This window comes from Chitinophaga sp. Ak27, from assembly GCF_012726295.1.
Classification (GTDB): Bacteria; Bacteroidota; Bacteroidia; order Chitinophagales; family Chitinophagaceae; genus Chitinophaga.
The window spans coordinates 551,866-578,155 of the sequence record NZ_JABAOB010000002.1; the positions used below are offsets into that span (position 1 = coordinate 551,866).

General features: G+C 47.8%; 20 protein-coding genes and 1 tRNA gene. 10 read left to right on the forward strand and 11 right to left on the reverse strand.

Going from position 1 to position 26,290, the window contains the following annotated elements; genetic code table 11:
- Positions 1-24: 24 nt before the first annotated feature.
- Positions 25-1,584 carry a hypothetical protein gene (locus tag HGH90_RS10015; protein ID WP_168764129.1) on the reverse strand — a complete coding sequence of 520 codons (1,560 nt, stop codon included), beginning with the start codon at positions 1,582-1,584 and terminating at the stop codon, positions 25-27.
- Between the two features lie 764 nt (positions 1,585-2,348).
- Positions 2,349-5,990, reverse strand: a complete 3,642-nt coding sequence (dnaE, locus tag HGH90_RS10020) for a DNA polymerase III subunit alpha (protein ID WP_168764127.1) — start codon at positions 5,988-5,990, stop codon at positions 2,349-2,351.
- An 81-nt stretch (positions 5,991-6,071) separates the two neighbouring features.
- On the opposite strand from dnaE, the gene HGH90_RS10025 reads away from it, so the two are divergent.
- From HGH90_RS10025 to HGH90_RS10050, 6 genes are all read left to right on the forward strand, one after another.
- Positions 6,072-6,743, forward strand: a complete 672-nt coding sequence (locus HGH90_RS10025; RefSeq protein ID WP_168764126.1) for a C40 family peptidase — start codon at positions 6,072-6,074, stop codon at positions 6,741-6,743.
- Positions 6,744-6,832: 89 nt separating this feature from the next.
- Complete coding sequence (locus HGH90_RS10030) at positions 6,833-7,771, forward strand: glycosyltransferase (RefSeq protein ID WP_168764125.1); 939 nt, start codon at positions 6,833-6,835, stop codon at positions 7,769-7,771.
- On the forward strand, positions 7,764-8,456 hold the full coding sequence (locus HGH90_RS10035; RefSeq protein WP_169190993.1) for a methyltransferase domain-containing protein: 693 nt from the start codon (positions 7,764-7,766) through the stop codon (positions 8,454-8,456). Before HGH90_RS10030 ends, HGH90_RS10035 begins: the two co-directional genes overlap by 8 nt.
- A gap of 22 nt (positions 8,457-8,478) precedes the next feature.
- Positions 8,479-9,477 carry a polysaccharide deacetylase family protein gene (locus HGH90_RS10040; RefSeq protein ID WP_169190994.1) on the forward strand — a complete coding sequence of 333 codons (999 nt, stop codon included), beginning with the start codon at positions 8,479-8,481 and terminating at the stop codon, positions 9,475-9,477.
- Between the two features lie 3 nt (positions 9,478-9,480).
- The gene (locus HGH90_RS32100) at positions 9,481-10,737 is read left to right on the forward strand and encodes a glycosyltransferase (protein ID WP_169190995.1); all 1,257 of its coding nucleotides are present in this window, start codon (positions 9,481-9,483) and stop codon (positions 10,735-10,737) included.
- Positions 10,734-11,486, forward strand: a complete 753-nt coding sequence (locus tag HGH90_RS10050) for a glycosyltransferase family 2 protein (protein WP_169190996.1) — start codon at positions 10,734-10,736, stop codon at positions 11,484-11,486. Before HGH90_RS32100 ends, HGH90_RS10050 begins: the two co-directional genes overlap by 4 nt.
- 70 nt (positions 11,487-11,556) lie before the next feature.
- Here HGH90_RS10050 and HGH90_RS10055 read toward each other — a convergent pair whose 3' ends face one another.
- A complete protein-coding gene (locus tag HGH90_RS10055) occupies positions 11,557-14,070 on the reverse strand; it encodes a YfhO family protein (RefSeq protein WP_168764120.1) in 2,514 nt (837 codons plus the stop codon).
- A gap of 344 nt (positions 14,071-14,414) precedes the next feature.
- On the opposite strand from HGH90_RS10055, the gene HGH90_RS10060 reads away from it, so the two are divergent.
- A complete protein-coding gene (locus tag HGH90_RS10060; protein WP_168764119.1) occupies positions 14,415-15,221 on the forward strand; it encodes a queuosine precursor transporter in 807 nt (268 codons plus the stop codon).
- Position 15,222: 1 nt separating this feature from the next.
- Here HGH90_RS10060 and HGH90_RS10065 read toward each other — a convergent pair whose 3' ends face one another.
- Together HGH90_RS10065 and HGH90_RS10070 are read right to left on the reverse strand one after the other, a co-directional pair.
- Positions 15,223-15,675, reverse strand: a complete 453-nt coding sequence (locus tag HGH90_RS10065) for an NUDIX hydrolase (RefSeq protein ID WP_169190997.1) — start codon at positions 15,673-15,675, stop codon at positions 15,223-15,225.
- An 18-nt stretch (positions 15,676-15,693) separates the two neighbouring features.
- Positions 15,694-16,632, reverse strand: coding sequence for a magnesium transporter CorA family protein (locus HGH90_RS10070; RefSeq protein WP_168764117.1), 939 nt, complete (start codon positions 16,630-16,632; stop codon positions 15,694-15,696).
- A gap of 88 nt (positions 16,633-16,720) precedes the next feature.
- On the opposite strand from HGH90_RS10070, the gene HGH90_RS10075 reads away from it, so the two are divergent.
- Positions 16,721-18,208: a polysaccharide biosynthesis C-terminal domain-containing protein gene (locus HGH90_RS10075; protein ID WP_168764116.1), complete on the forward strand. Its 1,488-nt coding sequence runs from the start codon at positions 16,721-16,723 to the stop codon at positions 18,206-18,208.
- A 9-nt stretch (positions 18,209-18,217) separates the two neighbouring features.
- Here the strand turns inward: HGH90_RS10075 and HGH90_RS10080 are convergent, their stop codons facing one another.
- From HGH90_RS10080 to HGH90_RS10090, 3 genes are all read right to left on the reverse strand, one after another.
- Entirely contained in the window at positions 18,218-19,396 is a 1,179-nt protein-coding gene (locus HGH90_RS10080; protein ID WP_168764115.1) for a TDP-N-acetylfucosamine:lipid II N-acetylfucosaminyltransferase, read from the reverse strand.
- A gap of 117 nt (positions 19,397-19,513) precedes the next feature.
- Entirely contained in the window at positions 19,514-20,299 is a 786-nt protein-coding gene (gene dapF, locus HGH90_RS10085) for a diaminopimelate epimerase (RefSeq protein WP_168764114.1), read from the reverse strand.
- Between the two features lie 38 nt (positions 20,300-20,337).
- Positions 20,338-21,219 carry a nucleoside phosphorylase gene (locus tag HGH90_RS10090; RefSeq protein WP_168764113.1) on the reverse strand — a complete coding sequence of 294 codons (882 nt, stop codon included), beginning with the start codon at positions 21,217-21,219 and terminating at the stop codon, positions 20,338-20,340.
- A gap of 204 nt (positions 21,220-21,423) precedes the next feature.
- Here HGH90_RS10090 and HGH90_RS10095 point away from each other — a divergent pair.
- Both HGH90_RS10095 and HGH90_RS10100 read left to right on the forward strand, forming a co-directional pair.
- Positions 21,424-21,494: transfer RNA gene (locus HGH90_RS10095), tRNA-Cys, on the forward strand.
- A gap of 455 nt (positions 21,495-21,949) precedes the next feature.
- Positions 21,950-22,435 carry a GNAT family N-acetyltransferase gene (locus HGH90_RS10100; RefSeq protein WP_168764112.1) on the forward strand — a complete coding sequence of 162 codons (486 nt, stop codon included), beginning with the start codon at positions 21,950-21,952 and terminating at the stop codon, positions 22,433-22,435.
- A gap of 60 nt (positions 22,436-22,495) precedes the next feature.
- On the opposite strand, the gene HGH90_RS10105 is transcribed toward HGH90_RS10100, so the two are convergent.
- From HGH90_RS10105 to HGH90_RS10115, 3 genes are all read right to left on the reverse strand, one after another.
- Positions 22,496-23,233, reverse strand: a complete 738-nt coding sequence (locus tag HGH90_RS10105) for a DUF1080 domain-containing protein (RefSeq protein ID WP_168764111.1) — start codon at positions 23,231-23,233, stop codon at positions 22,496-22,498.
- A 49-nt stretch (positions 23,234-23,282) separates the two neighbouring features.
- Complete coding sequence (locus HGH90_RS10110; protein ID WP_169190998.1) at positions 23,283-24,593, reverse strand: Gfo/Idh/MocA family protein; 1,311 nt, start codon at positions 24,591-24,593, stop codon at positions 23,283-23,285.
- A 169-nt stretch (positions 24,594-24,762) separates the two neighbouring features.
- On the reverse strand, positions 24,763-26,271 hold the full coding sequence (locus HGH90_RS10115) for a sigma 54-interacting transcriptional regulator (protein ID WP_168764109.1): 1,509 nt from the start codon (positions 26,269-26,271) through the stop codon (positions 24,763-24,765).
- Positions 26,272-26,290: the final 19 nt, after the last annotated feature.

The following is a 26,290-nucleotide window of genomic DNA, read 5'->3' on the forward strand; positions in this document are numbered from 1 at the left end:
GAGGAGAGAAGTGGGAGAAAACCGCTACTTCTTGATCACATACCAGTCTGTTCCATCTGTTTGTATGGTAACAAAGGTCCAGTCGTTATAAATGATGTAGTTACTGGAGCCGTCTATAGTACCTCCACTGGTAGCTATAGTTACTTCTTTATCAATGCCGCCGCTGCCTACTTTTTTGATGGTATAGATACGGCCGGCAATAGTACTGGGGCTGGGCAAAGTGATAGTAAGCGCGCCGCCGGTGGCATCTGCCAAGATGGTATTGTCGCCTGCGGTGGCAGCATAGCTGCTGGTTACTTTGGTAAGATTAGTAGCTACGGAGCCTACTACCTGGAAGCTGGAATTAGCTTTGGTTCCTTCTGCAACGCCTACTGCCAGTGAATCACGGAAGCTTTTGTAGCCGGCAAAAGTTTGGCCGCTCAGGAGATTGATGACTCCTCTTACAGTAGTGGAAGCATCCGGTACGTTGATAACTGTTTGTGTAGCTGAGCTGCTATCGATATTAATATCATTTGCTGTACCAGGGCTCTTGCCGATGACCAGTGTTTTAAAGGCATTATCATTCAGCAGTCTCTTTACGACAGTGCCATCTGTTCGCCGGATCAATACATTGCTGCTGTCAGTAGGAGCGGCGTTATTGATATTGGTGAGTACAACATTACCATCAATAGTGGCATTTTGAACGACATGCACATTGTTCTGGAAGGTTTTATTACCGCCAAAGGTCTGGTCGCCTGCTGAAACTGCGCCAGGATTAGTGGCATCGGCGGCATGCAGTGTAAGCGTTCCATTATTCACACTAATACCATTGGGGTCTGGTGCAGTAGAAAATAAAGTGTGCAGTATCTGGAACCTCGCAGATGAATCAAACCGTAGCCAGTCGTTGTAAGATAATAAACCGCGGGAAGTAGCGCCAGTACCACTTTGACTGGGGATGTTGAAAGTATGTACCCCATTTGTAGAAGTAATGGAGAAATCTTTTGCCGCAGTGCTGTCGACCGCAAATGTCTGTACCGTATCTCTTAACCCGTTTAATGATACAATGGCGTTATTGAAGGCAGAAGCAGCCATGGTACGTTGCAGGAGGGTACCGGTGGCAGGATCTATCACCATTACCTGTAACTGGTTGGTACCAGTAGGGATCGTACCTGCAGCCACTTTAATATTTCCATTGGCAGACAAACGCATTCTTTCTGCATTCCCGGTTTTAAATACCAATGCCTGCTGATCGGTGGTTCCGATGAAATTTTTATTGGAGTCCAAACCGGCATTACCAATGGTATTCCAGTTGCCATTGTTGGCCACACTGTCTACCGACATTTTCTGCCATAGGCCATTCTTCCGGATAAAGAGACTGGAAGAATCTGTTACATAAATGATCATACCATCTGGAGCAGCATTAAGTGGCGCGGCGGTGAGATTAGCGCCTGGTATCCTCGGCAGTAAAAGACCCTGACGGGTGCTTTCCAGTTCCAGTATGGAGGATTTGTTGATCTGGCTGGGATTAGAACCTACCTTTAACTGCGCAAACGCTGCGGAGGTACTTAATAAGAACAAGATCACCGTAAAAATTCTAAACTTCATGACTTTTGTTTTGATAGTAATTGATAAAATGATTGAGAAGCGCAAACAGCTGTTACCTGGACGCCTGAAGGCACCCTGTCGTCGAATCGAATACTATAGTTCAGTAAATAGCCAACTTATTGGTCATGCAACCATGCTGGAAAGAAAATATGATGTATGCTTTTTGGTACTGGAAAAGGAGGGATTACTTATTGCCGTAGACAATGAGGGGTGCTAGCATCATTTGCTGATGCGTAGTTAATTTAAGGATCAATGTGCTGCGGTTAATAGGTAATACGACCTAATTCTAAAACTGGATTTTACTTGAATGGACAAGATGGAGAGATGCATATCCTTTAAGGCGCCATGCGCTGGTTACGAGGTGATACGACTCGCCATTAAAATGGTCTTGCTAGGGGTGGTTAAAATATGCGATAAGAATGATTCAACTATCAGCAGGTATCGAGGAGTAGTTTAAAGTATTCGGTTAGTTATGCTCTATCAACGTTGCCAGCTAACGTAAAACAGAGATACTTATTGTAGTGTATTCTTTCTGAATTAAAATTAAAACACGTTTTTAACGTAGAAAAAATATTTTGGTCAATTATCAAAATAAAACAGGGAAAGTTCTTATTTCCCGGTTTAACGTATAATAGATCCGGCGCCAGCGGGGATAAAGGGTATATTTTACCTTATTGGACGGGTATTATAAGCGCTATAAGGGGCAAACAAAAGCGGCAGGAGGGCATCCTGCCGCTGCTATTATAAATAGGAATTATCCATACTTATTTGTTCACGATCTCTATATACACGTCTATATCCGGTTGTTTATTCAGGAATACCGCCAGTTCATCATTCATTTCTATATTCCGGTTAAAGGTATGCAGTTTGGCGTGTGTATTATCATCACGATCAGTCAGGTGCACATGCAGTACGCTGTTGCCCGGGAAGCGGTTCACATTGTCTACCAGGAAGTCGACCGTAGGCTTGTTGAGGAATTGAGGCATCGTATTCAGGTATACCTGTTTGGTATGCGTTTTCTTTACTTCCTGCAACAGTTGTATGCTTCCTACTTTAAACTCGTATTCATTATCATTGAAGCGCTTGGATTTGAAGCCACCGTTGATAAAGAGGCAGAGGCCCGGTTTGAGATAAGGAGCGAAGCGAATAAAGTCTTCACTCCAGAGGGCGAACTCAAATTTACCGGTATAATCTTCAATGGTCATTACTCCAAACTGACGGTTATTACGGGAAATCCTTTCCTGGGCGCCGGTAATATATACCGCCAGGCGGAAGTTGCGTTCCCGGGAACGCCCACCGGTACCGCCGGGCTGTGCAATCTCCGTTTGATATTCTACCAGTTCCTGCACAGTATTCATATGGTAGTGTTTCAGTTCAAAGCGGTAATCGTCGAGCGGGTGGCCGGAAATATATATACCGGTGATATCCCGTTCGTTGTTCAGCTTCATGATCAGCGGCCATGGGTCGCAGTTCGGAATTTTAGGTGGTTCTACATCCGGGAGCTCGTCGGCGCCAAAGAGGCTGCCTATATTGGATGAGCCGGCAGTTACCTGCTGTCCGAACTTCACGATTTTGTCGAGGCCGGTAAGGTTATCGCCATCCGGTTTGTGGAAATACTGGGCACGGTGCAGTTCCGGGAAGCTGTCGAAAGCGCCGGACATCACCAGGGCTTCCAATGATTTTTTATTTACAGCGCGTTGATTCACACGCTTGATGAAGTCGAATATATTTTTAAACGGCCCCTCTTTTTTACGCTCTTCCAGCAGGTTTTCAATAGCCGCTTCACCCACACCCTTCAAACCGCCCAAACCGAAACGTACCTGTCCCTGTTTGTTTACCGCAAAGCCTTTGAAAGACTCGTTCACATCGGGCGGTAATACGTCGATGCCCATGCGTTTGGATTCTTCCATGAAGAAGGTGATCTTTTCAATATTGCTGGCACAGTTGAGCACCGCAGCCATATATTCGGAAGGGTAGTGGGCCTTTAGGTAAGCTGTTTGGTAGGCTACGAAGGCGTAGCAAGTGGAGTGCGACTTGTTGAACGCGTAGGAAGCGAAGGCTTCCCAGTCGGTCCATACTTTTTCGCAAACCTTTGGATCGTGGCCATTTTTAGCGCACCCTTCCATAAATTGCGCCTTCATTTTGTTCAGTACGGCAATCTGCTTTTTACCCATGGCTTTACGGAGTACGTCCGCGTCGCCTTTGGAGAAGTTAGCCAGCTTCTGGCTCAGCAGCATCACCTGCTCCTGGTATACCGTAATACCGTAAGTATCGCTCAGGTATTCCTCCATTTCCGCAATATCGTATTGTACGGGCTCCAGGCCATGTTTACGGCGGATAAAGGAAGGGATATACTCCAGCGGTCCCGGCCGGTACAAGGCGTTCATAGCGATGAGGTCGTCGAATCTATCGGGCTTCAGCTCACGGAGGTATTTCTGCATGCCGGGCGACTCGAACTGGAACGTGGCGTTGGTTTCGCCTTTCTGATACAGTTCATAGGTTTTGGCGTCGTCCAGCGGGATGTTGTCTATTTCGATGCTGATACCATGGTTTTGACGGATCATTTCCAGGGCGCCCTTAATGATGGTGAGGGTTTTCAGCCCCAGGAAGTCCATCTTGATTACGCCGGCAGATTCAATAATACTACCTTCAAACTGGGTAACGAGCAGGTCGGAGTCTTTCGCAGTCGACACCGGGATCAGGTCGTACAGATCTTGCGGGGCAATGATGATACCCGCTGCGTGGATACCGGTATTTCGTACTGATCCTTCCAGTACACAGGCTTCGCGGAGCACTTCTCCCTGTAAATCCTCTCCTTTGATCAGCTCCCGGAGCTTTTTCACGTTTTCGATATCTTCCCCCGCGAGGCCTTCCTTGTCGGCCAGGCTTTTTTCTCCTTCCAGGGGTGCATTGAAGATACGGTCCAGCTGTATACCGGGCTTATCGGGTACCAGCTTGGCCAGGGTATTGGATTCCACGAGGGGGAGGTCCATTACACGGGCTACGTCCTTGATACTCATTTTGGCCGCCATGGTACCGTAGGTGATGATCTGCGCTACCTGGTTACGGCCATATTTCTGTACTACGTAGTCAATTACTTTCTGACGGCCTTCATCATCGAAGTCCGTATCAATATCGGGCATGCTCTTACGTTCCGGGTTGAGGAAACGCTCAAACAGCAGGTTATATTTGATGGGATCTATGTTGGTGATACCTATACAGTAGGCTACTGCCGAACCGGCAGCAGAGCCACGTCCCGGGCCTATGAATACACCCAGTTCGCGCCCGGCTTTGATGAAGTCAGCCACGATGAGGAAGTAACCGGCAAAACCCATGTTTTCGATCACCTGCAGCTCAAAGTTGATACGTTCTTCAATATCGGCGGTCATTTCCAGGTACCGGCTGCGGGCGCCCTCAAATGTAATGTGGCGCAGGTATTGGTCCTGGGTAATAAATTCTTTGGGGATAGGGAAGTTGGGCAGCAGGATATCTCGTTTAAGATCCAGCAGCTGTACCTTGTCCACGATTTCGTTGGTATTATCAATGGCCTGGGGAAGATCATGAAACAACTTGGTCATTTCTTCCGTGGTCTTGAAATAGAACTGGTCGTTATAAAAAGCGAAGCGGCGGTTTTTTACCGCGGATTCGTCATCCGAAAATTCTTTATTGGTAGGCGTACTTTTCTTCTCACCGGTGTTGATACAAAGCAGGATGTCGTGTGCGTTGGCATCGGCCTGGTCTACGTAATGGGAGTCATTAGAAGCAATGATTTTTACATTGTACTTCTCCGCAAAACGCAATAATACAGCATTCACCTGGTCCTGTTCCGGAATACCATGGCGCTGCATTTCTATATAGAAATCATCTCCAAAAATATCCAGCCACCAGCGGAATTCTTTTTCACCCGCCTCTTCGCCATGACGCATAATGGTTTTGGGAACCGAGGCGCCCAGGCAGCAGGTAGTAGCAATCAGTCCCTTGTGATATTGTAAGATCAGCTCCTTATCGATACGGGGATATTTACCGTACAGCCCTTCCATATAACCCAGCGAGCAAAGCTTGATCAGGTTACGATAGCCTTCATCATCTTTGGCCAGCAATACCTGGTGATAACGTATATCTTTTTCCTCTCTCGTAAAAGAGCGTTTATGACGGTTATCTACCACATAAAATTCGCACCCTACAATTGGTTTTACTTTCAGTCTTTTATCTTTGGGATCGGCCGGGTTTAACTTATTGTTATATGCTTCTGCCACAAACTGAAATGCGCCAAACATATTACCGTGGTCTGTAATGGCCAATGCCGGCTGATTGGAAGCCATGGCCTTTTTATACAGTGACTTGATATCTGCGGCACCATCCAGTAATGAGAATTGGGTATGAACGTGTAAGTGGGAAAAAATCATCTGCTAGTCTTTTTCGTCAAGCGACAAAAATACGGGAAAAAAGGCTTTCTTTGCATTTTAGCGAAAATTTAGCCAGAGCTTATGATCAGAGTAAAGGGACATCTTATTGTGAAGGTATCGATTTGTGCATTGTCACTTACCTCCTGCGCTTCACTAAAAAAGAGTACCACCCGGAAAACCACTACCACAAACGCTTCTGCCAATAACAACCGACGTGTTGAGTTTATCGACGGCATTGCTACCAATCGCCATACGCGCAACACCAGCAACTATAACAACAGGGATATCAGCATCAGCAAAAACATTACCAGGGGCAGTGCCAACCTGGAAAATGCACAGAGCTGGCAATTTAAATATGCACAGCTGCTGGATGTACCGGTGGAAGATGTGTTGAACTACAAATTGTACAATTTTATCGAAGACTGGTGGGGAACACCCTACCGGTTAGGCGGGAAAACCAAAGATGGTATTGACTGCTCCGGCTTTGTAAATACCCTCATGAATACTGTCTTTCAAATGGGGTTGACTGGTAACTCCACTAATCTTTATACACAGGTAAAACGATTGCCGGTACATGACCTGCATGAAGGCGACCTGGTATTCTTCAAAATCCATCATAAACGCATTTCTCACGTAGGGATCTACCTGGAGAACGATAAATTTGTACATGCCTCTACCAGCAATGGTGTGATGATCAGCGATCTGAAAGAGCCTTACTGGAAGAAGTATTTTGCCGGCGGCGGACGACTGTAGCCACTTCAACACATTTGTTTTATTGTTAATTTTATACGATTTTTACCGTTTAAACTTAATCTGCTGCCCTGTGCAGTACCTTTGGCATTATGGAATTTGCTCCCATCGTATTATTTGTCTACAACCGGCCAGCACTCACACGCAATACCCTGCAGCACCTGCAACAGAATAAAGAAGCGGCAGAGAGTACACTGTATGTTTATTGCGATGGGGCCAAAGCCGGCGCCAGTCCCGAACAGCGACAGCTGATACAGGAAGTAAGAGACATTGTGCATAGCCAGCCCTGGTGCGGTAAAGTAGTAGTATACGAAGCTGAAAAGAACAAAGGACTGGCCACCGCCGTAATTGACGGGGTCACAGAAGTAATTGCCAAACATGGCAAGATCATTGTCCTGGAAGACGACCTGACCGTATCGCCCTGTTTCTTGAAATACATGAACGATGCGTTGACCAAATACGAAAAGGATGAAAAGCTGTTGGCGGTACACGGTTACCTGTACCCGTTTAACATGCCGGCCAACTATCCCCACAGCACCTTCCTGGTGCACGATCCGGGAAGTTTAGGCTGGGGTACCTGGTCCAGGGCCTGGGATAAGTTTGAAAGAGATACCGACAAAGTAATTGCCGGGATCAGGGAAAAAGGATTGAAACGGGCTTTTGACTTTTGGGGCGCTTATCCTTTTTTCCGCATGTTGCACCAGCATAAGCATGGAAAAGTAAGTTCCTGGGCTATCCGCTGGAGAGGCGCGGCCTATCTGCATGATATGCTAACGCTTTACCCGGTAAAATCACTGGTACGGCACGATGGTAATGTAGCCTCGGCTACACATCACTACAAGGAAGAAGACTGGTTGTATACGGAAATCTACCAGGATGAGATCCCGGTAACAGATATCCCGGTAGAAAATAACCTTGCGATGGAAAAAATGTTTGCCCGCTTCCTGAGATATCATGCGGGTATGACCATTTCCGCGAAGATTAAAAACAGACTTAAAAAATACTGGAAAAAAATAACGGGGCATGCTTAAAACAGTTCGGAATATATTCAGGAAATTAAAGCGGGACGTAGTATCGCCGGTACAGTGGGATAATCTGAGGAGATTGCAGCCGATGTCCACCAAATTTGGATTCGATCGCGGCACCCCGGTAGACCGCCACTATATTGCCGCTTTCCTGGAAGCCCACCGCGCCGATATTCACGGTCATGTACTGGAGATAGCGGAGAGCAGTTATTCCAAACAATTTGGCAGCCAGGTCACCAGTTTTGAAGTACTGCATGTACAGCCCGGCGCAAACGTTACTATTGTGGGTGATCTGACCAATACCAGCTCATTGCCTGCCAACCAGATAGATTGTTTCATCTGCACACAGACCTTTAACTTTATCTACGATTTTAAAACAGCCATTGCCGGCGCCTGGCATCTGCTAAAGCCCGGCGGGGTATTGCTGGCTACCCTGGGTGGCGCTACCCAGGTATCGGCCTACGACGCCGCACGCTGGGGCGACTACTGGCGGTTTACTTCACAATCGGCTGAAAAGGTATTTGGAGAAATTTTTGGAAAAGAAAATGTGGAAGTCTCCGCTTATGGCAACGTGCTCACCTGTACAGCTATTTTGCAAGGCCTGGCAGCAGAAGAACTTACCCGGGAAGAACTGGACTACCAGGACCCCGTATATCCAATTATCATTGCCGTGAGAGCGAGGAAGGCATAACACCATAAAAGTTATATCATTGATGGGAAACCTGAGCCAAAAAATATTTGCTGTCGCACACTATGTAGCCAACAAAGTGCAGCGCCCGGCCGTCATCCTGTTATACCACCGGGTCACTACCCTGGAGCAGGACCCACAGGAACTGGCGGTGACCCCTGCCAACTTCCGGGCACACCTGGCGCACCTGGCGGCAGATTACAATGTATTGGATGCAGATCAGTTTCTTTATCACGTAAAAAATAAAAAAGCATTCCCCGAACGCTCGGTGTTTATCACCTTCGACGACGGCTATGCCGATAACTACCACGAAGCCCTGCCCTTACTGCAACAAGAGCAGGTACCGGCGCTGTTCTATATCACTACGTCTAAAATCAATACCAGCTTTGAATTATGGTGGGATGACCTGGAGCGTATTTTATTGACCAGCGATCAACTGCCGCTGGCATTAACGGTAAATATTGACGGAAAGAAATGGGAATATAATACCGGCACGCTCACGGCTATACGCGAAACATACTATGCACTGCAACAGGTACTACGTTTTTGTAAACCTGCGGTCATAGAGTCCGTTATGCAGCAGCTGTACGATTGGTCGGGCAAGTCAGCCACCGGGCGTCCTTCGCACCGGTTAATGACCTGGGAGGAGGTGAGAGCTATGGGAAGCGCGGATTATGCCGCTATTGGTTGCCATACCCACCGGCATCCCGCCGTGGGCATGCTCAGCTACGAAGAACAATACACCGAAATAGGCATGTCTAAAGAAATACTGGAAGGCGTGCTGGGCACCCCCCAAGTACACTTTTCCTATCCTTTCGGCGGCCGCAAGTTCCTGGGCACCAAACGCTATTATAATGCAGATAGCATCAAAGCCTGTAAGGCACTGGGGTTACAGCTGGTAACAGCCAACTACCACGGACAGGTACATAGCTGGAGTAATCCATATGCCCTGCCCCGTATATTAGTGAGGGATTGGCCGCTGGAGGTATTCCAGGCGCATATGCGACAGTTCTTTAAATATTAGCCCGTGAAAGTACTTTTTATCAATAAATATGAAAACAGCGGAGGGGCGGCCATAGCAGCGCAACGCATCGCCACCGGCCTGGAAGAATATTATCATACTGATAATCACTTCCTGGTAGGCACCCATCGCACTTCATCTTCAAAGGTTACGGTAACGCGCCCGGGAACGGTGCGCAACGTGATAGAGCGGGGCATTAATGTACTGACCAACCGCGTAGGCCTGCAATATTTATACTTCCCTTTTTCTACCCCGGCTATCCTGGGATATACCGCTGCCTTTAAGCCGGATGTTATCAGTTTGCACAATATTCACGGAGGCTATTTCGATGCCTCGATACTGCCCCGTTTATCGGCCATCGCGCCGGTAGTGTGGACGCTGCACGATATGTGGGCGCTCACCGGGAGCGCCGCCCATAGCTTCGGCGATACCTCCTGGAAAGCAGGCAAGGCGGGGAAAAATGAACATAAGCATGCGCCTTATATGGGATTAGCCAATGGTAACTATCTCATTAAAAGAAAGCAGCGGCTGTATGCCGCCAGCAACCTGCACATCGTATCGCCTTCCCGCTGGCTGTACGATATGACGCGGGAAAGCCCGCTAACGCGGGAAAAACCCTTATATCATATTCCCAACCCGATCGATACCGCCTATTTCCGGCCGCAGGACAGGGCCGCTTCCCGGCAGTTACTGGGATTACCTGCCGATGCGCCCGTGATCACCTTTGTATCCGAACGTTTATTTGCCAGCGAGTTTAAGGGAGGGGCAGAGCTGCTTAAGATCCTGCACCTGCTGGATGAGCAGCTGGACAGCCCGGTATACCTGCTGATGATAGGAAATGACCGTTTGCCCGGTACCTTCAAACAGCTGCAATGTGTGTATACCGGCTATGTGAAGGATACTATCAAAATGATGCAGTGCTACAGTGCCAGCGATATCTTCTTTTACCCGACAAAGGCCGACAACCTGCCCAATGTACTGATAGAAGCCAGCAGCTGTGAAACGGCCTGTATTACCTTCGACGTAGGCGGTTGCCGGGAAATAGTGATCGATGGCCGCACGGGCTACGTAATACCGCCGGGAGAGCATGAACAGTTTGCCGCTAACACCCTGGCATTGCTGCGTGATCCGGCTACCTGCCGGCAATTTGGCCGGGCAGCCAGGGTACATACCGAACAGCATTTCAGTATGCCGGTAGTAGCCGAACAATATTATCATTTGTTTGAATCGGTGATAACATCGCCGCAAATAACTAATACATGAGTGCAGCTTCCCCGGTGTTGAGTATTATCACCGTATGTTTTAACGCGGAAAAATTTATTGAAAGTACCATCCAAAGCGTGCTGTCGCAAACCTATCCGCATATCGAATACATCATTGTGGATGGCGCCTCCCACGACAATACCATGGGCGTGATTGAAAAATACCGTTCCCGTATTGCCACGGTGCTTTCAGAAAAGGATAAAGGACTGTACGATGCTATGAACAAAGGCATGCAGCTGGCTACCGGCGATTACCTGTTGTTTCTTAATGCCGATGATGTATTGGCCGATAACGACGTAATCGCCAATCTATTTGCGGCCTGTGCCCATGCCGATGTATATTACGGAGAAGCCATGTTTATGGATGAAAATGGGGTAGACATTGGTTTACGCTCTGAACAAACGCCGCATAAAGTACCGGATCAGCTCACCTGGAAAAGCCTGAAACATGGCATGGTGGTGTCGCACCAGGCCTATGTTATCCGTCGCAGTTTAAGCCCGTTGTACGATTTGCAGTATAGGGTATGCGCTGATATCGACTGGATGATCCGTACGCTGAAGGCATCTCAAAAAATATGTAATACCCACCAGGTGGTAGCGCGCTTCCGGGTGGGAGGTACTTCCAAGCAGCATCAGCAGCTGGCCTGGAAGGAGCGGTATAAGATATTGAGCCGGTATTACGGGCATATTCCCAACTTTGCGCATCACCTGTTTATTGGGATGCGGTATATTTTTTCAAAGCGATACTAGCGGTATTTTATATCATAAAAAGGCCTGAGCGGAATATTTCGCTCAGGCCTTTTTCATATGAATAATATGTTTATTTTTTCTTTTCAGGTACCGGCACCGTTTCTCTTTTCATTTGCTGGTAAAACTCCCATCCAAATATCAATACTACCAATACAAGCAGCAGGATAGAGGAGGTACCGGCAATTTTAAGACCGGTGAAAAATGTTTTAGGCGCAAACTTCATCTCGATTTTATGATCGCCGGCAGGGATTTTAAATCCACGCAGGGCATAGTCGGTGCGGATAATATCTACGGGCTTGCCATCAATAAATGCTTCCCATCCGGCAGGGTAGTAGATTTCAGAGAATACGCCGAAGCCATCCTGGGCGTTGTGCGACGTATATTCGAGCTGGTTAGGTCCGTACTTGGTGAGCTTAATAGCGGCGCTGCTGTCGGCTCCCGGTTTGAAGTTACCTACCTGTGCCTGGAAGCGCTTGTCGATTACCGCAGAGTCGCGGGTATTCAGGTAATCCAGCGTTTTCATTTCGGTGTTGGCATCAGGCGCCCAGATGATATCTTTTACAAACCAGGCATTACCGTATGCATCGGGATTACGCTGTGCGACGGGTTGCCCTGTTTTCTGATCGGGTACAATAAAGTACTTGGTGTTGAGCATGTTCATTACATGCATATTGTTTTTCGAAATCTGGTGTGTGATCAGATCCTGGTAGAGCCACAATTTGGCCGGGCTATAACCGCCAATATTCTTGTGGAAGTACGACGGCGATGCATCATCGAAAGGCGCCGTGGTAACATTCAACACGCGGTAGTAAGGATCAGGATCCTGCTTGATCTGCTGGTCTGCGGGCGACGGTTGCAGCGCCTGCATAAAGCTCAGATCATCCACGAAGCTGTCGCTGTTAAGATAGTTCCGGTCTACCTGCAACAGGTCGATAGTTACGGCAGCGGTAATAACGATGGCCGAAACTTTCCAGGTCATCTTATCTTTCAGATAAGCCCAGATGGCGCCGGCGGCAATCAGGATGAAGATTGCGGAGCGGAAGGCATCCTGTAAGAGCAGGCTGCTGCGGTCTTTTTCCAGGGCGCGGATCAGGAGCTTCGCATTTTCTTCGCCCCCCATCATCTGTGCAAAATATTGCAGCATGCTGGCATCGCTGGCACTGCTGAAGCCGGTGAAGAAGTTGGTGATTAGCACAAAGCCCAGCAGGAATCCACCGGTGATCAGCAAAGCCTGTTTCAGTTTTTGCAGCAGCACTGTTTTGGTATATTTCCCGGCAGCCACTTCCTGTAATCCCCAGCAGCCTAATACTACAAATGTGAGTGAAGGCAGTACCAGCGCTTGTGCGGGAGCACGGAATTTATTGTACAGGGGAAGATGATAAAACAGGAAGTCGTTGATAAAGGCCAGGTTTTTACCCCAGGCCAGTATAAAGCCGATGGCGGTAACGGCAATGAGCCACCATTTATGCCAGCTGTCTACTAACAGTAATGATAATACGAACAGGAAGCAGATAATGGCACCCACGTATACCGGTCCGGACGTGCCTTTACTTTGGGCCCCGTAATACATCGGTAATTTTTGTTGAGACAGGAACTGGTCTACCTGTGCGGCAGGTACGCCCAGGCTCACCATTTGCTCGCCAAAGTGGGAGCTGGGACTGAGTTTTTGGGCAGAGGAGTTACCTACATAACCAGGGATAAGGAAAGTGCCGGTTTCGGCTTTACCATAGCTCCAGTCGTAGGCGTAGTCGATATCCAGGCCGGTAGACTTTTTCTGTGCGGCATCGTCCTTGTCCAGCGTAAGCTCTGACTTGCTACCGCGCATGGTATAGTCGGTATATTCCCGCAGGATCATCAGGCTATCCATAGAAGTAAGAATAGCCAGTGCGCCGGCGATGGCCAGCAGTCCGGAAGCTTTGAAAAACTGTGGCAGCTGCTGGGTTTTAAAGGCATGTACAAATGCACCAACAGCCAGGCAGGCTACCATGATCAGGGTATAATAGATAATCTGCAGGTGGTTATTATAGATCAGCATACCGGTAGCGAGTGCGGTTAATGCGGCGCCAGTGAGCAGGCGGCCCCGGTAGGCGAGGATAACACCCGCCAGTACAGCAGGCATCAGGGCAATGTCGAACATTTTGGTGATATGGCCTACGTCAATGATAATCACGTTGTAGGAGCAAAACGCAAAAGCAATGGCGCCCATGACGCGGATCCAGTACTTGAGGTCCAGCACACAGAGCAGCAGGTACATGCTCAGCATGGCGAGGAACAGCATGTTGATAGGGAAGGGCGTCTTCAGGGTGATAATCCAGTTCATGTACCCCATTCTGTTGGTACCCGGACCAGTATAGATCACATAGGAAGGCATGCCAGAAAACATGCTGTTCGTCCACAGCGGCCGATCACCGGTTGCTTCATAGTAGTCCTTTGCCTCTTTCGCCATTCCCTCTACATTCTTCATGTCGGCCTGGTTTACTACTTTGCCCTCCAGGGCAGGAGCGCAATATGCCATGGCCAGCAACAGGAAGATCCCTATTGCCGCGAGATGCGGGAGAACGGCTTTTAGCCAGTTTTGCTTCATCGGATATTTTGGATTTAGTTTTAAAGAAACAAAAATAACTGTAATTTATCCGAAATTTCAATATGCGCTGGATACGGTTCCTTTTAAAATTTGCTTTTATATGCAATCTGTGCTTTCTGATCAGTGAAATCCTGCGTATCACTACGTATAGCCATTCGCTGGATACTTTGGTGAATCATGTGCTTATATTAGGTGTAGGCATCGCTTTCCCGCTGAATGGCATCTTATGTATACTCACCGCGGTGTTATTATTGTTAAAAAAAATACAATGGAAGACATTGCCTCCGTGGGTATATTTGTGCAACATTGCCATCTTTATATTTCAACTCATAGTTAATTATTAAATGATCCGGAACCTATTAAACGACAAGCCTACCAAGCTTTTTGTCATATTTACCAGCTTTTTTGTGGCCAATGCGCTTATTGCGGAATGTATTGGGGGAAAATTATTTTCCCTGGAGAAGTTATTGGGACTGCCTGTACATACCTTTACGCTCTTTGGTGAGAGCGGCCTGTCATATACGCTTACGGCAGGGGTGTTGTTATGGCCATTTGAATTTGTGATGACGGATATTGTGAACGAGTACTTCGGGCCCAAAGCCGTGCGCAGGATCTCCTATATCGCCGTGGGACTCATTTCCTATGCCTTTATCATGTTTTTCGTGGCCATGAGCGTACCGGCCGATGGCTGGTGGCTGGGCAGCAAGGCCGCAGATGGAGTGCCTAATATGCAATCGGCCTTTGTGGGTATCTTCGGGCAGGGCATGTGGATTATACTCGGTAGCTTAACTGCCTTCCTGGTGAGCCAGATCGTAGATGTAACAGTATTTCATCGTATTAAGAAACGGACAGGCGATAAGCACGTATGGTTAAGGGCCACCGGTTCTACCATCGTATCGCAGCTGGTAGACAGCTTCATTGTATTGTATATTGCCTTTAAGCTCGGTAATAACTGGAGCTGGCAGCGGGTGCTGGCGATTTGTATGGTGAACTACAGCTATAAATTTGTGGTAGCCATCGTGCTCACGCCGCTGATCTATTTACTGGAACACCGGATAGAACGTTTCCTGGGGCATGATGTTGCCAAACAAATGAAGGCGGCAGCGATGGGGAAGGAACATCCTTTTGTTGATCCGGTGGTGAGCGAATAGACTAGTATCTTGCTTTTACCATATCTGCCACTACCTTATCAATGGGCAGGGTTACGGCCGCCGAAGAAAACTCGTCCCAGTCGATCCAGCGGGCGCGTTCTACTTCTGATACGCCTTCCGGCACGGTGAAGTCGAAGGGCGTACTGCCTACGCTGGCGGTAAAAGCCGAGGTAGGAGTTACCAGGTAATAAATAGAGATGATCTGTGTTTCATTGTCGAAGGCAGAAATCTGGAAGAAGTCCGTGGTATAAATATGTTCTACCACTTTCACCTCCTGGTTTAGTTCTTCCTGCCATTCCCGCACAATGCACTCCAGGGTACCTTCACCGAATTCGAGGCCCCCGCCTGGGAATTTGGTATAATAACCGCCACGGATATATTCATCACTCACTAATACCTGGCGCTGATCATTGATCATGATACCATATACTCTTACGTTAAATCCTGTTTGCATGTTGTTGTATAAATTAGGCTAAAACCATTTCTTCTTCATAAAATACCAGCTGATCACCACCGAAATAGCGATCGACAAAATGACCGGGATATAGAAGGCATGCATGGTATGCTGATAGGGGATATCTACATTCATCCCGTAGATGCTGGCTACCAGCATAGGGAAGGTGAGAATGATGGTGATGGAGGTAAGCCGTTTCATCACCACGTTGAGGTTGTTGGAGATGATACTGGCAAAGGCATCCATCGTACTGCTGAGGATATTGGTATATACGTTGGCCATTTCCAACGCCTGGGAAGTATCTACGATCAGGTCTTGCAGGAATTCCTTCTCATCTTCGTTGAGCCCCAGGAAGTTGGTACGTTCCAGCTTCATCAGCAGCAACTCATTACTGCGCAGGGCAGTTACGAAGTATACCAGGCTTTTCTGGATACGCATAATACCCAGCAGTTCTTCATTCCGGTTGGAGTCGTAGAGTTTGGCTTCCAGCATATTCCTCCGCTGGTTGATTTCCTTCAGGTAGTCGAGGAAATTGATAACCACCTTTTCGAATATTTTCAGCACCATCATATTCCTTTTCTCCGGGGAGCGGTTATGGAAGGTATTCAGGAACTTCTTGATGGCGGTATTGTCGAATGAATTCACGGTAATGATCTGGTGGTGCGTCAATATGATCACGATAGGAATGGTGATATAAAAGGCGTCACTTTCATTAATCGAATTGTTTTCGGTAGGCGTTTTCAGTACAATGAGCTTTACATTGTCTTCCAGTTCATACCTCGACTTTTCGTCGATATCCAGGGAGTCCGTGAGGAAGTCGAGCGGGATATCCAGTTCCTCGGACAGCTGTTCAAATTCAGCCTGTTTGAGGGGAGGGGTTATATTTACCCAGGCCCCGTTTTCGGGCTGTTTTATTTCAACGGTTTTGGAGTCTATATTTGTGAAATACTGGATCATCGGGCGCAAAGGTAGTTAAAATGTTGAATCCTGTTAGCAATTGGCGTAATATTGCACATCAGGGAAAAAGATAAATATATTTATATAAATGGGAGTAATCAAGCAGCAGAGTATCAGGTCCACCTTATTGATTTATATTGGGTTTGCCATTGGTGGCATCAATATCGTTTTCCTGTTTCCCCATTTCTTTTCCAATGAAGAGTTCGCATTGACGCGGCTTTTGCCCGAAATTGCCATGATGCTGGTGCCTGTTTGCACCTTGAGCACCGTGCCTACCATCAGCCGGTTTTTTCCCTATTATTCGAGTCGCCTGAAGGATAAAGATAATGATATGTTAACCTGGGCGATGCTGGCCACCCTGGCGGGGTGCGGGTTATTTACCCTGGCTACGCTATTCTTCCGGCAGCAGATCATTGATGCTTTTATTGAGAAATCGCCGCTTTTTGTCGACTATTTCTATCTCGTTTATCCCAACGTATTCTTATTTGCCTTTTTTGCCGTAGTGGAAAGTTACAGCGGGGCGAGGCACCTGACAGTATTTCCCAACTTCCTGAAAGAGCTGGTAATGCGGCTCCTGACTACCTTGCTGATCTTCCTCTACTATTTCAAGTTGATAGATATTACCACTTTCCTGTGGTTGTTTTCCTTGCTATATGGGGTATTGCTGGTGGCGCTGCTGGTATATCTTTACCGGCATCATTTCCTGCATTTTACGTTCCGGGTAAGTACAGTAAGCCGCCGTTTGCTACCCAAAATGTCCATCTACGCATTTTCCCTGCTGGGGGCTATCCTGTTTAACCTGTTGGCCAACAATGTGGCGCCATTGATCCTGGGAAGCACGAAAGGGTTGGATGATGTGGCCTATCAGACAATTGCTACTTACATGTCGATGCTGATACTGATCCCGCAGCGCAGTATTTCTGCTATCGGGCTGCCGGTGCTGGCGCAGGCCTGGAAAGAAAAGAATATGAATAAGATAGAAGAGGTATATGTGAAATCTTCTCTATTGCAACTGATTTACGCCTTGTTCATTTTCCTGGCCATCTGGCTGAACATCGACAGTTTTTTCAAATTGTTGCCTCCTGAATATGCGAGCGCCAAATACGTGGTGCTCTGCTACGGAATTTCCAGGGTAATAGATATGGGCACGGGGCTGAATAGCCAGCTGTTGGCTACCTCCAGGCTATGGCGGTACGATTTATATAGCTCCGCCGTGTTGCTGGCGTTATCACTACCGCTCAACTTCTACCTGATTAACCATTACGGATTGATAGGCTCCGGATTTGCCACGCTCATTTCAATGGCGGTATTTAACCTGATCCGTTATGCTTTTATCTGGGCAAGATTTGGATTACAACCTTTTACGGTCAATAGTGTAAAAGCGATAGGAGTATCATTGGTGGCCTATTTTGGCGTCACCTGGATACCGTTTATCATCCACCCCATTATTGATATAGCCGTTAAAGGCGCTTTGTTTGCGGCGATATTTATAGGGCTTACACTGGTACTCCGTGTATCCGACGACGTGAATAGCACGGTGAACGAAACGATTCATAAGCTGAGAAGGAAGCAATAAAGCTGAACGTTATCCCAATACTTCCGCCAGCACCCCAAATTTCTTTGGTTTGTTGAAGAGTGCCTCTGTAATGCGGATGTTCTCCTGTACATCGCTTTTATCGAGCAGGGTACTAAAGTCTTTAAAATCCAAGTGGTCAATGGCTTTGGCATCAAAAACGGCGGCATGATTTTGTTGCAGCAGTTGATACAGGGTGCTGTTGCTGTGAATGAACACCTTTTTACCCCGGTGCAGCAAGGCAATCACATTGCCGGCTGCCTGGGTGCGGAAATGGTACATCACGGCAATATCTACCTGGGCCAGCATTTTGAAGTATTGTTCCCGGTTGAGGAAGGTGCGAAGGGCTTGTACTTTATGGTGTCCAAATAGCCGGATAGCTTCTTTTTCAATTACATCGCCATATTGCTGATAGCCGTAGCTGAGCGGGATCACCAGCTTAATGGGCTCGTCTTTATACCTGGCCAGGGCGTGCAGCGCCTCGAGGTGGTTGTTGGTGGAGGTATCTGAGTTGCCCAGCAGGATGGTAGTTACCTTTTCCTCCTTAGGGGTGTTCATAATGGCCAGCTCTTCTTCGCCCGGATGCGGATTTACATCGTAAAAGAAGTACTTGTATGTGGCATGGGTAGTATAATGCCGCTGTACCCATTCAAAATCGATGGGATTCCAGTGCAGGAAGAGGTTGAGCCGTTTAAAGAACTGGTCGCGTGTGCGGGCTACTTTCCGGTCGGGCGCTTTATAGTTAAAGAAGCGCTGGGCAAAGGAAGTAAGTGCCCTTTTAGGCCGCATGGGATTCAGCTTTAGCTTGGGGCGTTCTTCAAATTGCTCAAAGTACCGGAGGCTCATAGGTCCGTACACGCTGTGTTTAAAGCGGAAAGCCGGTATTTCCACGATATCGCCACCCCAAAAGAACATACCGATGGTTATGTCTGCAGGGAGGGATAAAGCCGCCTCTATGGCTTCTTCGGAGGCCCAGTGAATAAAAAGGCGGTCCTGCGCAGTAATTTTCTTCAGCAGCGCTTTAAAGGCCGGTGTATAAAAAGGCAGATAAGTTACCTGGTCGGATTTGATAAAGGTGGCTTTGGCTTTAGTAGTATTGATGATATAGGTATTGTTGCCGGGGGCCACAGCTTCTGCATCCCTGATAAAATCATTGATGAATTTGTCATCGGCCATTATATGGTAATTCATGCTGCCTGGTTTATAGTCTTTGGATAGGTGCCTGGTGTAAACAGCGTCCGGGTAGTGGGAGAGTAGCCGTTTTGCTCCCACGCTACCTGGTGGGAGCAAAAACGGTTGGATAGTGATTTATTTTACGGTGATATCGCCTTCAAACACCAGTGTAGCGGGGCCACAGAGCCAGATGTTATCGAAAGTACGTTCGCCGGTTTTGGTGAAGCGTACTTCCAGTTGACCGCCCAATGTTTGTACGGGCACCACGTATTCTTTTTCTTCTTTACCTGCAAAAGTGAGTGCGGCGGCGGTTACGCCGGTGCCGCAGGAGTAGGTTTCATCTTCCACGCCTCTTTCATAAGTGCGTACAAAAATGCCGGATTCGAATGGCTGTACGAAGTTGACGTTGGTACCCACTGCTGCAAAGCGGTCGTTGTACCGGATGGCGCGCCCTTCGTTAAATACATCAACGGCTTGTACGTCTTCCACAAATTTTACAAAGTGTGGGGAGCCGGTATTAAGATAATAGTAAAGCGGGCCATGTTCTACATCATCCACGTTTTGCATTTTCAGGTTTACCCAGTTATCGCCATCCATGGTGGCTTCGTGTTCGCCGTCTACTGCAATGAAGTAGAGGTTACCATCGCCAACGCCCATTTTATGCGCGAAGGCTACGAGGCAGCGGCCCCCATTGCCGCACATGCTGCTTTCACGGCCGTCGGCATTGTAGTATTTCATGGCAAAGTCGTAGTCTTCACTTTTGTTGAGCAGCATTAATCCATCTGCACCGATGCCGAAGCGGCGGTCGCAGAGTTCATTCACCTGTTCGTCTGTAAGCCAGTCGTACTGTCCGTTCCGGTTATCCATGATTACGAAATCATTGCCGGTTCCCTGGTATTTATAGAAGTGGATATTGTTCATGGAACAAAGATAAAAAAATAAGCGATGCATGTGCCCTCTTAGAGGGTGGCGATAATACCCAGTCCTTTTTCGATCAGTGCGGCTACAGCGGCGCCTCCGTCTTTGCTGAACTCCCTGCGGATACGGTTGGCTACAATAGCGCTGATCGACAGGCATTGGTGGCCCAGTACGCGTCCCATACCGTAAATACCGGAGGTTTCCATTTCGAAGTTGGTGATGCGGTGCGATTCGTACGAGAATCCGGTGAGGTTGTCGATCAGGTTTGGATTAGCGAGCGTACCTCTTAAAGCACGGCCTTGTGGTGCATAAAACCCCGGGCAGGTAACGGTGATGCCTGTATGAAAACCATCCCTGAAATGATTGTGCAGTTCAGCCGATGCTTCAAAGAGGCAGGGGCTGGCGCCGCCGGGCTGCAGGAATACCTGGCCGCGGAAGGCTTCCAGCAGTTGTTTTTCTGCTGTAGTATTTTCAAAGGCGTAATAAGGCATAAGGTTATCCAGGCCTAATCCATGGGAAGAAACCACGAAGCTGTCTACCGGGATGCCTTCCTGCAGTGCGCCGGAAGTGCCCAGGCGTATGATCTTGAGGGAAGTAAGATCTGGTTTTACCAGCCGGGTATTAAAATCAATATTGACTAAAGCGTCCAGTTCATTGAGTACAATGTCGATATTATCAGTACCGATACCGGTAGATACTACAGAGATACGTTTATGACCTATGTACCCGGTATGGGTCACGAATTCACGGTGTTGAAATTTGCCTTCTATTTTATCGAAGTGTTTGCTGACAGATCCCACCCGATCCGGGTCGCCAACGGTGATGATGGTGTCAGCCAGTTCATCCGGTCTTACATCGAGGTGGTATATGGCTCCGCGGTTGTTGATGATCAGTTCTGATTCAGCGATACGTTGATTGTCCATGGTACTAATTTTTTATTTTTGCATAAGTCAAGTTTCCAGGTTTTTCGCCTCAATATTCCACCGTTCTCCTTTATTATCAAAATATTTTTTAGATATTTTTTAAATAATATTTGGCAGTTATCAGAAATTCACTACTTTTGCAATCCCACAAAACGAATGAGATGTACGCCAGTGGGGGACTTACGGCGAACATTTTGATAAGATGGTTCGGTGGCCGAGTGGCTAGGCAGAGGTCTGCAAAACCTCGTACAGCGGTTCGAATCCGCTTCGAACCTCGAATCTGAAAGAGCTGCATCACTGCAGCTCTTTTTTTTTGCGCAAAAAGGTCACGTAAAGGAGCAAAACTTCAGAAAGTCATAAGCTCCAGAAGCGCTCATATTTTAACAACAAGCCGTTGCTGCTTTACCCCTTATTCTCTTTGCGAGCCCCTGCTCGCTCTTTCAACTCCTTACTGCTAGCTGGTTTCAGTATTAATAAAGATTTATTTCAAGAGTGATGCAAATGTCGATGTAAAAGGTTATATTGCATCCCCCGCATTGAGGGACGATGATTACAGAAGGCATGATATTTATCCATGATTAATAAATTACATTACACCGCGTAATTGATCATAAGATGATATAGGGAATACTTCTACTAAAAAGAAAGTTTCCCATGAACAATACAAGCAAGAAGCCTTCTGCATGCAGAAGGCTTCTTGCGTTTTATGTACCATTAAAAAGAAGGGGTTATGACAGAGATTATTAAAGTAACCGCCGAAGATACCCAGCACCTGGCCCAGGTGAAGCTACTTTTCCGCGAATATGCCAATTGGTTAAATGTTGACCTTAGTTTTCAGCGATTTGAAGAAGAACTGGCTGGTTTGCCAGGAGTGTATGTAGCGCCCCATGGGGCATTGTTTCTTGCGTTGGTAGATGGACAACTGGCGGGCTGTGTGGCTGTGCGGCCGTTTGATAACAGTATTGCAGAAATGAAACGTCTGTTTGTAAAAGATGCCTATAAAGGACATGGCGTAGGTAAACTGCTGGCCAGTGCAGCCATCGAAGAAAGCCGGAAGTTAGGCTACAAGCGTATTTTGCTGGATACCTTGGCACATATGCGCCCGGCCATTGATTTATATACTTCTCTCGGATTTGAACCGATAGCGGCCTATTACGATAATCCTATCAGTGATGCGGTATATTTATCGCTCAATATAGAGCCCGTAACGCATTGAGCCATACGAAACCAGCTTTTGGCAGATAAACGTCTCTGCCAAAAGCTGGTTTTTTTATTCTTATAATGGTCTGATCCAGATATTACGGTAGCTTACCGGGTTGCCATGATCCTGCAAGGCAATGGACTTAGGGCCATGCTTTACATAAGAAGGCTTGCCAATATACTGCGTTTGGCCATCCAGTTCCACATTATTCTGCACCAATACGCCGTTTTGCAATACGGTAGCCCTGGCGCGCGATTTCACTGAGCCATCTTCATTGAACCGGGGAGCGGTCCAGATCACATCGTACGTTTGCCATTCTCCCGGCTTTTTACAGGCATTTACCAGCGGAATCCTTTGTTTATAGAAGCTGCCCGCTTGTCCATTGGAGTAGGTGCGGTTGTTATAGTTATCCAATACCTGCAGTTCATAATATTCCTGCATAAAAATACCGCTGTTGCCGCGGCCCTGGCTTTCTCCCTTTACTTCTGCCGGGGTACGCCATTCGATATGCAATTGGAAATCTTCAAACTGTTGTTTGGTTTTGATCACACCGGAGCCTTTTACTACCGTCATGATATCATTTTTCACCTCCCATGGGGCAGGGCCTCCTTTTTCGGCTTCCCAGTTATCGAGATTTTTGCCATTAAACAGGATAATGGCGTCGGAAGGCGGCGTCAGGGTTTCATTACCAGGGGTAATTACCTTTGGAACAGGCTCCCATACTTCTGTTTCTTCAGGTTTCATCTGCCCGTTGTTTTGTGCCAGGGCGGTTGCCGATAGCAGGGTGCAGGCGGCAAATAATAAGGTGCGCATATGATGCTTTTATTTTTTTAGAGAGATGATCAGGTAAGGTTATTTTCGTTTATGCTTTTATGTTAGGTAGTTTGTACCCGTTGTGGTAAGCAGCTGCCAGCAGTTTGTTGGCATCGCGGTCGGTAAATTTACCGTCGGCGGCATCCCAGTATACTTTCTTGCCGGTGCGATAGGCGATATTACCCATTTGCGCCGTGGTGGCTACCAGCGCACCTACCTGTACCGGGGCATGCAGGTCCGCAAAGTTGCGTGATTTTATCACTTCTATGAAATTGGTGGTATGCATATCGAGGCCATTGTCCACAGATTTTTGCCTGGGCACGGCTTCCATTTTTCCTTTCTCCGGAATTACTTCCCAACCACCCCGGTCTAATACCAGCGTACCGTTGTTACCGATGAAGGCGATACCATGATCACGTCCATAAGGGCCGCCATCAATGCCGATAGCCTGCTCCCACTGGATGTTGTAGCCATCGAACTCATATACGGTAGTGAGGGTATCCGGTGTTTCTGCGGCATCATCAGGATAAGCAAATTTACCGCCAGCGGCCATAATAGATCTGGGTGCGGCCGATTGCATGCCCAGCAGGGCATAATCCAGGAGGTGCACGCCCCAGTCGGTCATCAGGCCACCTGCATAATCCCAGTACCAGCGGAAGTTAAAGTGGAAGCGGTTTTCATTGAAGGGGCGGGTAGTAGCGGGGCCCAGCCAGGCTTTGTAATCTACACCTGGAGGTGGCGTACCATCGGGCTTTACAGGGATAGACTTCATCCAGCCCATATAGGCCCAGGCTTTCACCAGGCGTATCTGACCCAGCTTGCCGGAATGCACAAACTCAATGGCATCTTTAAAGTGCTGCTGACTACGCTGCCATTGCCCTACCTGTACGGCGCGGTTATATTTCTGTTGGGCAGCTACCATAGAGCGGCACTCAATAATGGAGTTGCCCATGGGCTTCTCTACATATACATCTTTACCGGCAGCACAGGCATCGGTCATTTGCAGGCAATGCCAGTGGTCGGGAGTACCAATGACTACTGCGTCAATGTTTTTGTCTTCCAGCAGCTTGCGGTAGTCGGTATACGCTTTTACTTTGATGCCTTTTTGCGCCAGTTCGGCTACGCGTTTGTCCAGCACGTTTTGGTCTACATCGCAAAGGGCCACACATTGCGCCGCCGGATTTTTCAGCATGGAAGTAAGGTCGGCCCAGCCCATGCCATTAATGCCTATTGCGGCCACGTTGAGCCGGTCGCTCGGCGCTACTGCCGCTTTCAGGGTAGATGGAAGGGCAGATACCAGCCCGGCGCCTGCTATCAACGTGGAGGCGGACTTAATAAAGTGTCTACGGGAATTGTTCATGTAATAAAACGTTTTGTGGAATTGTTAAATTGACAATTAATAATACAAAATAGGAAAAAATGTGAGGATATTTATTTTTCACGATGATTTTGTGAAGGACGGTGGCATGGGGCATCATTACAAAAAACGAGAGAAGTCCGTGAGGACTTCCCTCGTTTAAAATATTTATTTATTCTTCCGGTTCTTCCCCGTCGCCATCGCCGCCCAGCGCGAAATTCATCATGGTGCCGAGCAGGTCGCTGAAGCGGGTTTCATTTTCCACCACTTTTTTGCTGATAAGGGAGTACGACGACAAGCCATGGAGCACAAATTCCATGAGCAGCAGTGCTTCCTTATTATTGGCTTTGGGAAAGCGGGCCTTCACCAGCTCCTTAAGTCCTTCTACCCGGGAGAGGGTGGCTTCGTATTGTTTGTCGCTGATATCCTGGAGCAGCTGTACTGCGTTACCTTTGTCGAACCACTGTATCACGCTGCGGTAGGGATTTTCTGCGGGAGCGCTTTGCTTCTTTTTCTTAAAGGAGTCGGGATTGGGAAAATAAGTGGCAAAGAGGGTACGGATCGATTTATCCAGCAGGTTGTGAGCTACCTGTAGCGGCCCTTCCTGTTCGCCTTCATATACCAGTTCTATTTTACCGGTGATAGCCGGGATAATGGCCTGGAGATCCGCAATGCGTACCTGCGTTTCCTTTTCCTTATTAATAATGGCGCGGCGTTCCCCGGCGCTCACCGCGTTTTCATAAGCGGCAATGGTGAGGCGGGCAGATACCCCGCTTTTCTTGTCTACGTATTCGCTGGTGCGCGCTTCAAAAGATACTTGTTCTATGAGGCGTTTCACCATATCGGCAATCTGCACTTTGGCCTGTTGGTCGTCGTGTATATCGGCTTCCTGTTCGGTGATCAGCAGGGCGTTTTCGATGGTTTTAGGGTAGTGGGTAATGATCTGGCTCTCTATCCTGTCTTTCAGCGGCGTAACGATAGAGCCGCGATTCGTATAGTCTTCCGGGTTAGCGGTAAATACGAACAGGATATCCAGCGGCATTCTCACTTTAAAGCCCCTAATCTGGATATCACCTTCCTGTAAAATATTAAAGAGCGATACCTGTATACGGGCCTGCAGATCGGGTAATTCGTTGATCACGAAGATACCGCGGTTAGAGCGGGGAATGATGCCGAAGTGGATCACGCGCTCGTCGGCGTAGCTGAGTTTCAGGTTGGCGGCTTTGATCGGGTCGATATCGCCAACCAGGTCGGCCACGGAAACGTCTGGTGTAGCCAGTTTTTCGCCGTACCGTGCGCTGCTGTGTACCCAGGTAATAGGTGTTTTATCGCCTTGTTCCGCAATCAGATCGATTGCGTAACGCGATAGCGGATGAAACGGATCATCGTTTACTTCTGAGCCTTCCACGATGGGAATGTATTCGTCGAGCAGGTCGGTCATTTGCCGGGCCATCCTGGTTTTCGCCTGTCCGCGTAAACCGAGGAAAAGTATGTTGTGCCTGGATAACAGGGCCCTTTCAGTATCAGGGATCACGGTATCTTCATAGCCTACGATACCGGGGAAGGTGCTTTCCTTATTTTGTAATTTTTTAATCAGGTTACGTCTGATCTCTTCTTTTACGGAAATTGGTTTATAGCCACTTTTTTTGAGCTCGCCTAATGTTTTTATGCTGGTATTCATCTGAGATATTTACGAGTGA

What these genes read in the sequence shown, in the direction of transcription:
- HGH90_RS10080 (WP_168764115.1), bottom strand. Translation starts at nt 19,396, where the DNA reads ATGAATTACCATATAATGGCCGATGACAAATTCATCAATGATTTTATC.
- dnaE (WP_168764127.1), bottom strand. Translation starts at nt 5,990, where the DNA reads ATGATTTTTTCCCACTTACACGTTCATACCCAATTCTCATTACTGGAT.
- HGH90_RS10015 (WP_168764129.1), bottom strand. Translation starts at nt 1,584, where the DNA reads ATGAAGTTTAGAATTTTTACGGTGATCTTGTTCTTATTAAGTACCTCC.
- HGH90_RS10050 (WP_169190996.1), top strand. Translation starts at nt 10,734, where the DNA reads ATGAGTGCAGCTTCCCCGGTGTTGAGTATTATCACCGTATGTTTTAAC.
- HGH90_RS10055 (WP_168764120.1), bottom strand. Translation starts at nt 14,070, where the DNA reads ATGAAGCAAAACTGGCTAAAAGCCGTTCTCCCGCATCTCGCGGCAATA.
- HGH90_RS10075 (WP_168764116.1), top strand. Translation starts at nt 16,721, where the DNA reads ATGGGAGTAATCAAGCAGCAGAGTATCAGGTCCACCTTATTGATTTAT.
- dapF (WP_168764114.1), bottom strand. Translation starts at nt 20,299, where the DNA reads ATGAACAATATCCACTTCTATAAATACCAGGGAACCGGCAATGATTTC.
- HGH90_RS10030 (WP_168764125.1), top strand. Translation starts at nt 6,833, where the DNA reads ATGGAATTTGCTCCCATCGTATTATTTGTCTACAACCGGCCAGCACTC.
- HGH90_RS10110 (WP_169190998.1), bottom strand. Translation starts at nt 24,593, where the DNA reads ATGAACAATTCCCGTAGACACTTTATTAAGTCCGCCTCCACGTTGATA.
- HGH90_RS10060 (WP_168764119.1), top strand. Translation starts at nt 14,415, where the DNA reads ATGATCCGGAACCTATTAAACGACAAGCCTACCAAGCTTTTTGTCATA.
- HGH90_RS10025 (WP_168764126.1), top strand. Translation starts at nt 6,072, where the DNA reads ATGATCAGAGTAAAGGGACATCTTATTGTGAAGGTATCGATTTGTGCA.
- HGH90_RS10035 (WP_169190993.1), top strand. Translation starts at nt 7,764, where the DNA reads ATGCTTAAAACAGTTCGGAATATATTCAGGAAATTAAAGCGGGACGTA.
- HGH90_RS10070 (WP_168764117.1), bottom strand. Translation starts at nt 16,632, where the DNA reads ATGATCCAGTATTTCACAAATATAGACTCCAAAACCGTTGAAATAAAA.
- HGH90_RS10090 (WP_168764113.1), bottom strand. Translation starts at nt 21,219, where the DNA reads ATGGACAATCAACGTATCGCTGAATCAGAACTGATCATCAACAACCGC.
- HGH90_RS10100 (WP_168764112.1), top strand. Translation starts at nt 21,950, where the DNA reads ATGACAGAGATTATTAAAGTAACCGCCGAAGATACCCAGCACCTGGCC.
- HGH90_RS10105 (WP_168764111.1), bottom strand. Translation starts at nt 23,233, where the DNA reads ATGCGCACCTTATTATTTGCCGCCTGCACCCTGCTATCGGCAACCGCC.
- HGH90_RS10115 (WP_168764109.1), bottom strand. Translation starts at nt 26,271, where the DNA reads ATGAATACCAGCATAAAAACATTAGGCGAGCTCAAAAAAAGTGGCTAT.
- HGH90_RS10040 (WP_169190994.1), top strand. Translation starts at nt 8,479, where the DNA reads ATGGGAAACCTGAGCCAAAAAATATTTGCTGTCGCACACTATGTAGCC.
- HGH90_RS10065 (WP_169190997.1), bottom strand. Translation starts at nt 15,675, where the DNA reads ATGCAAACAGGATTTAACGTAAGAGTATATGGTATCATGATCAATGAT.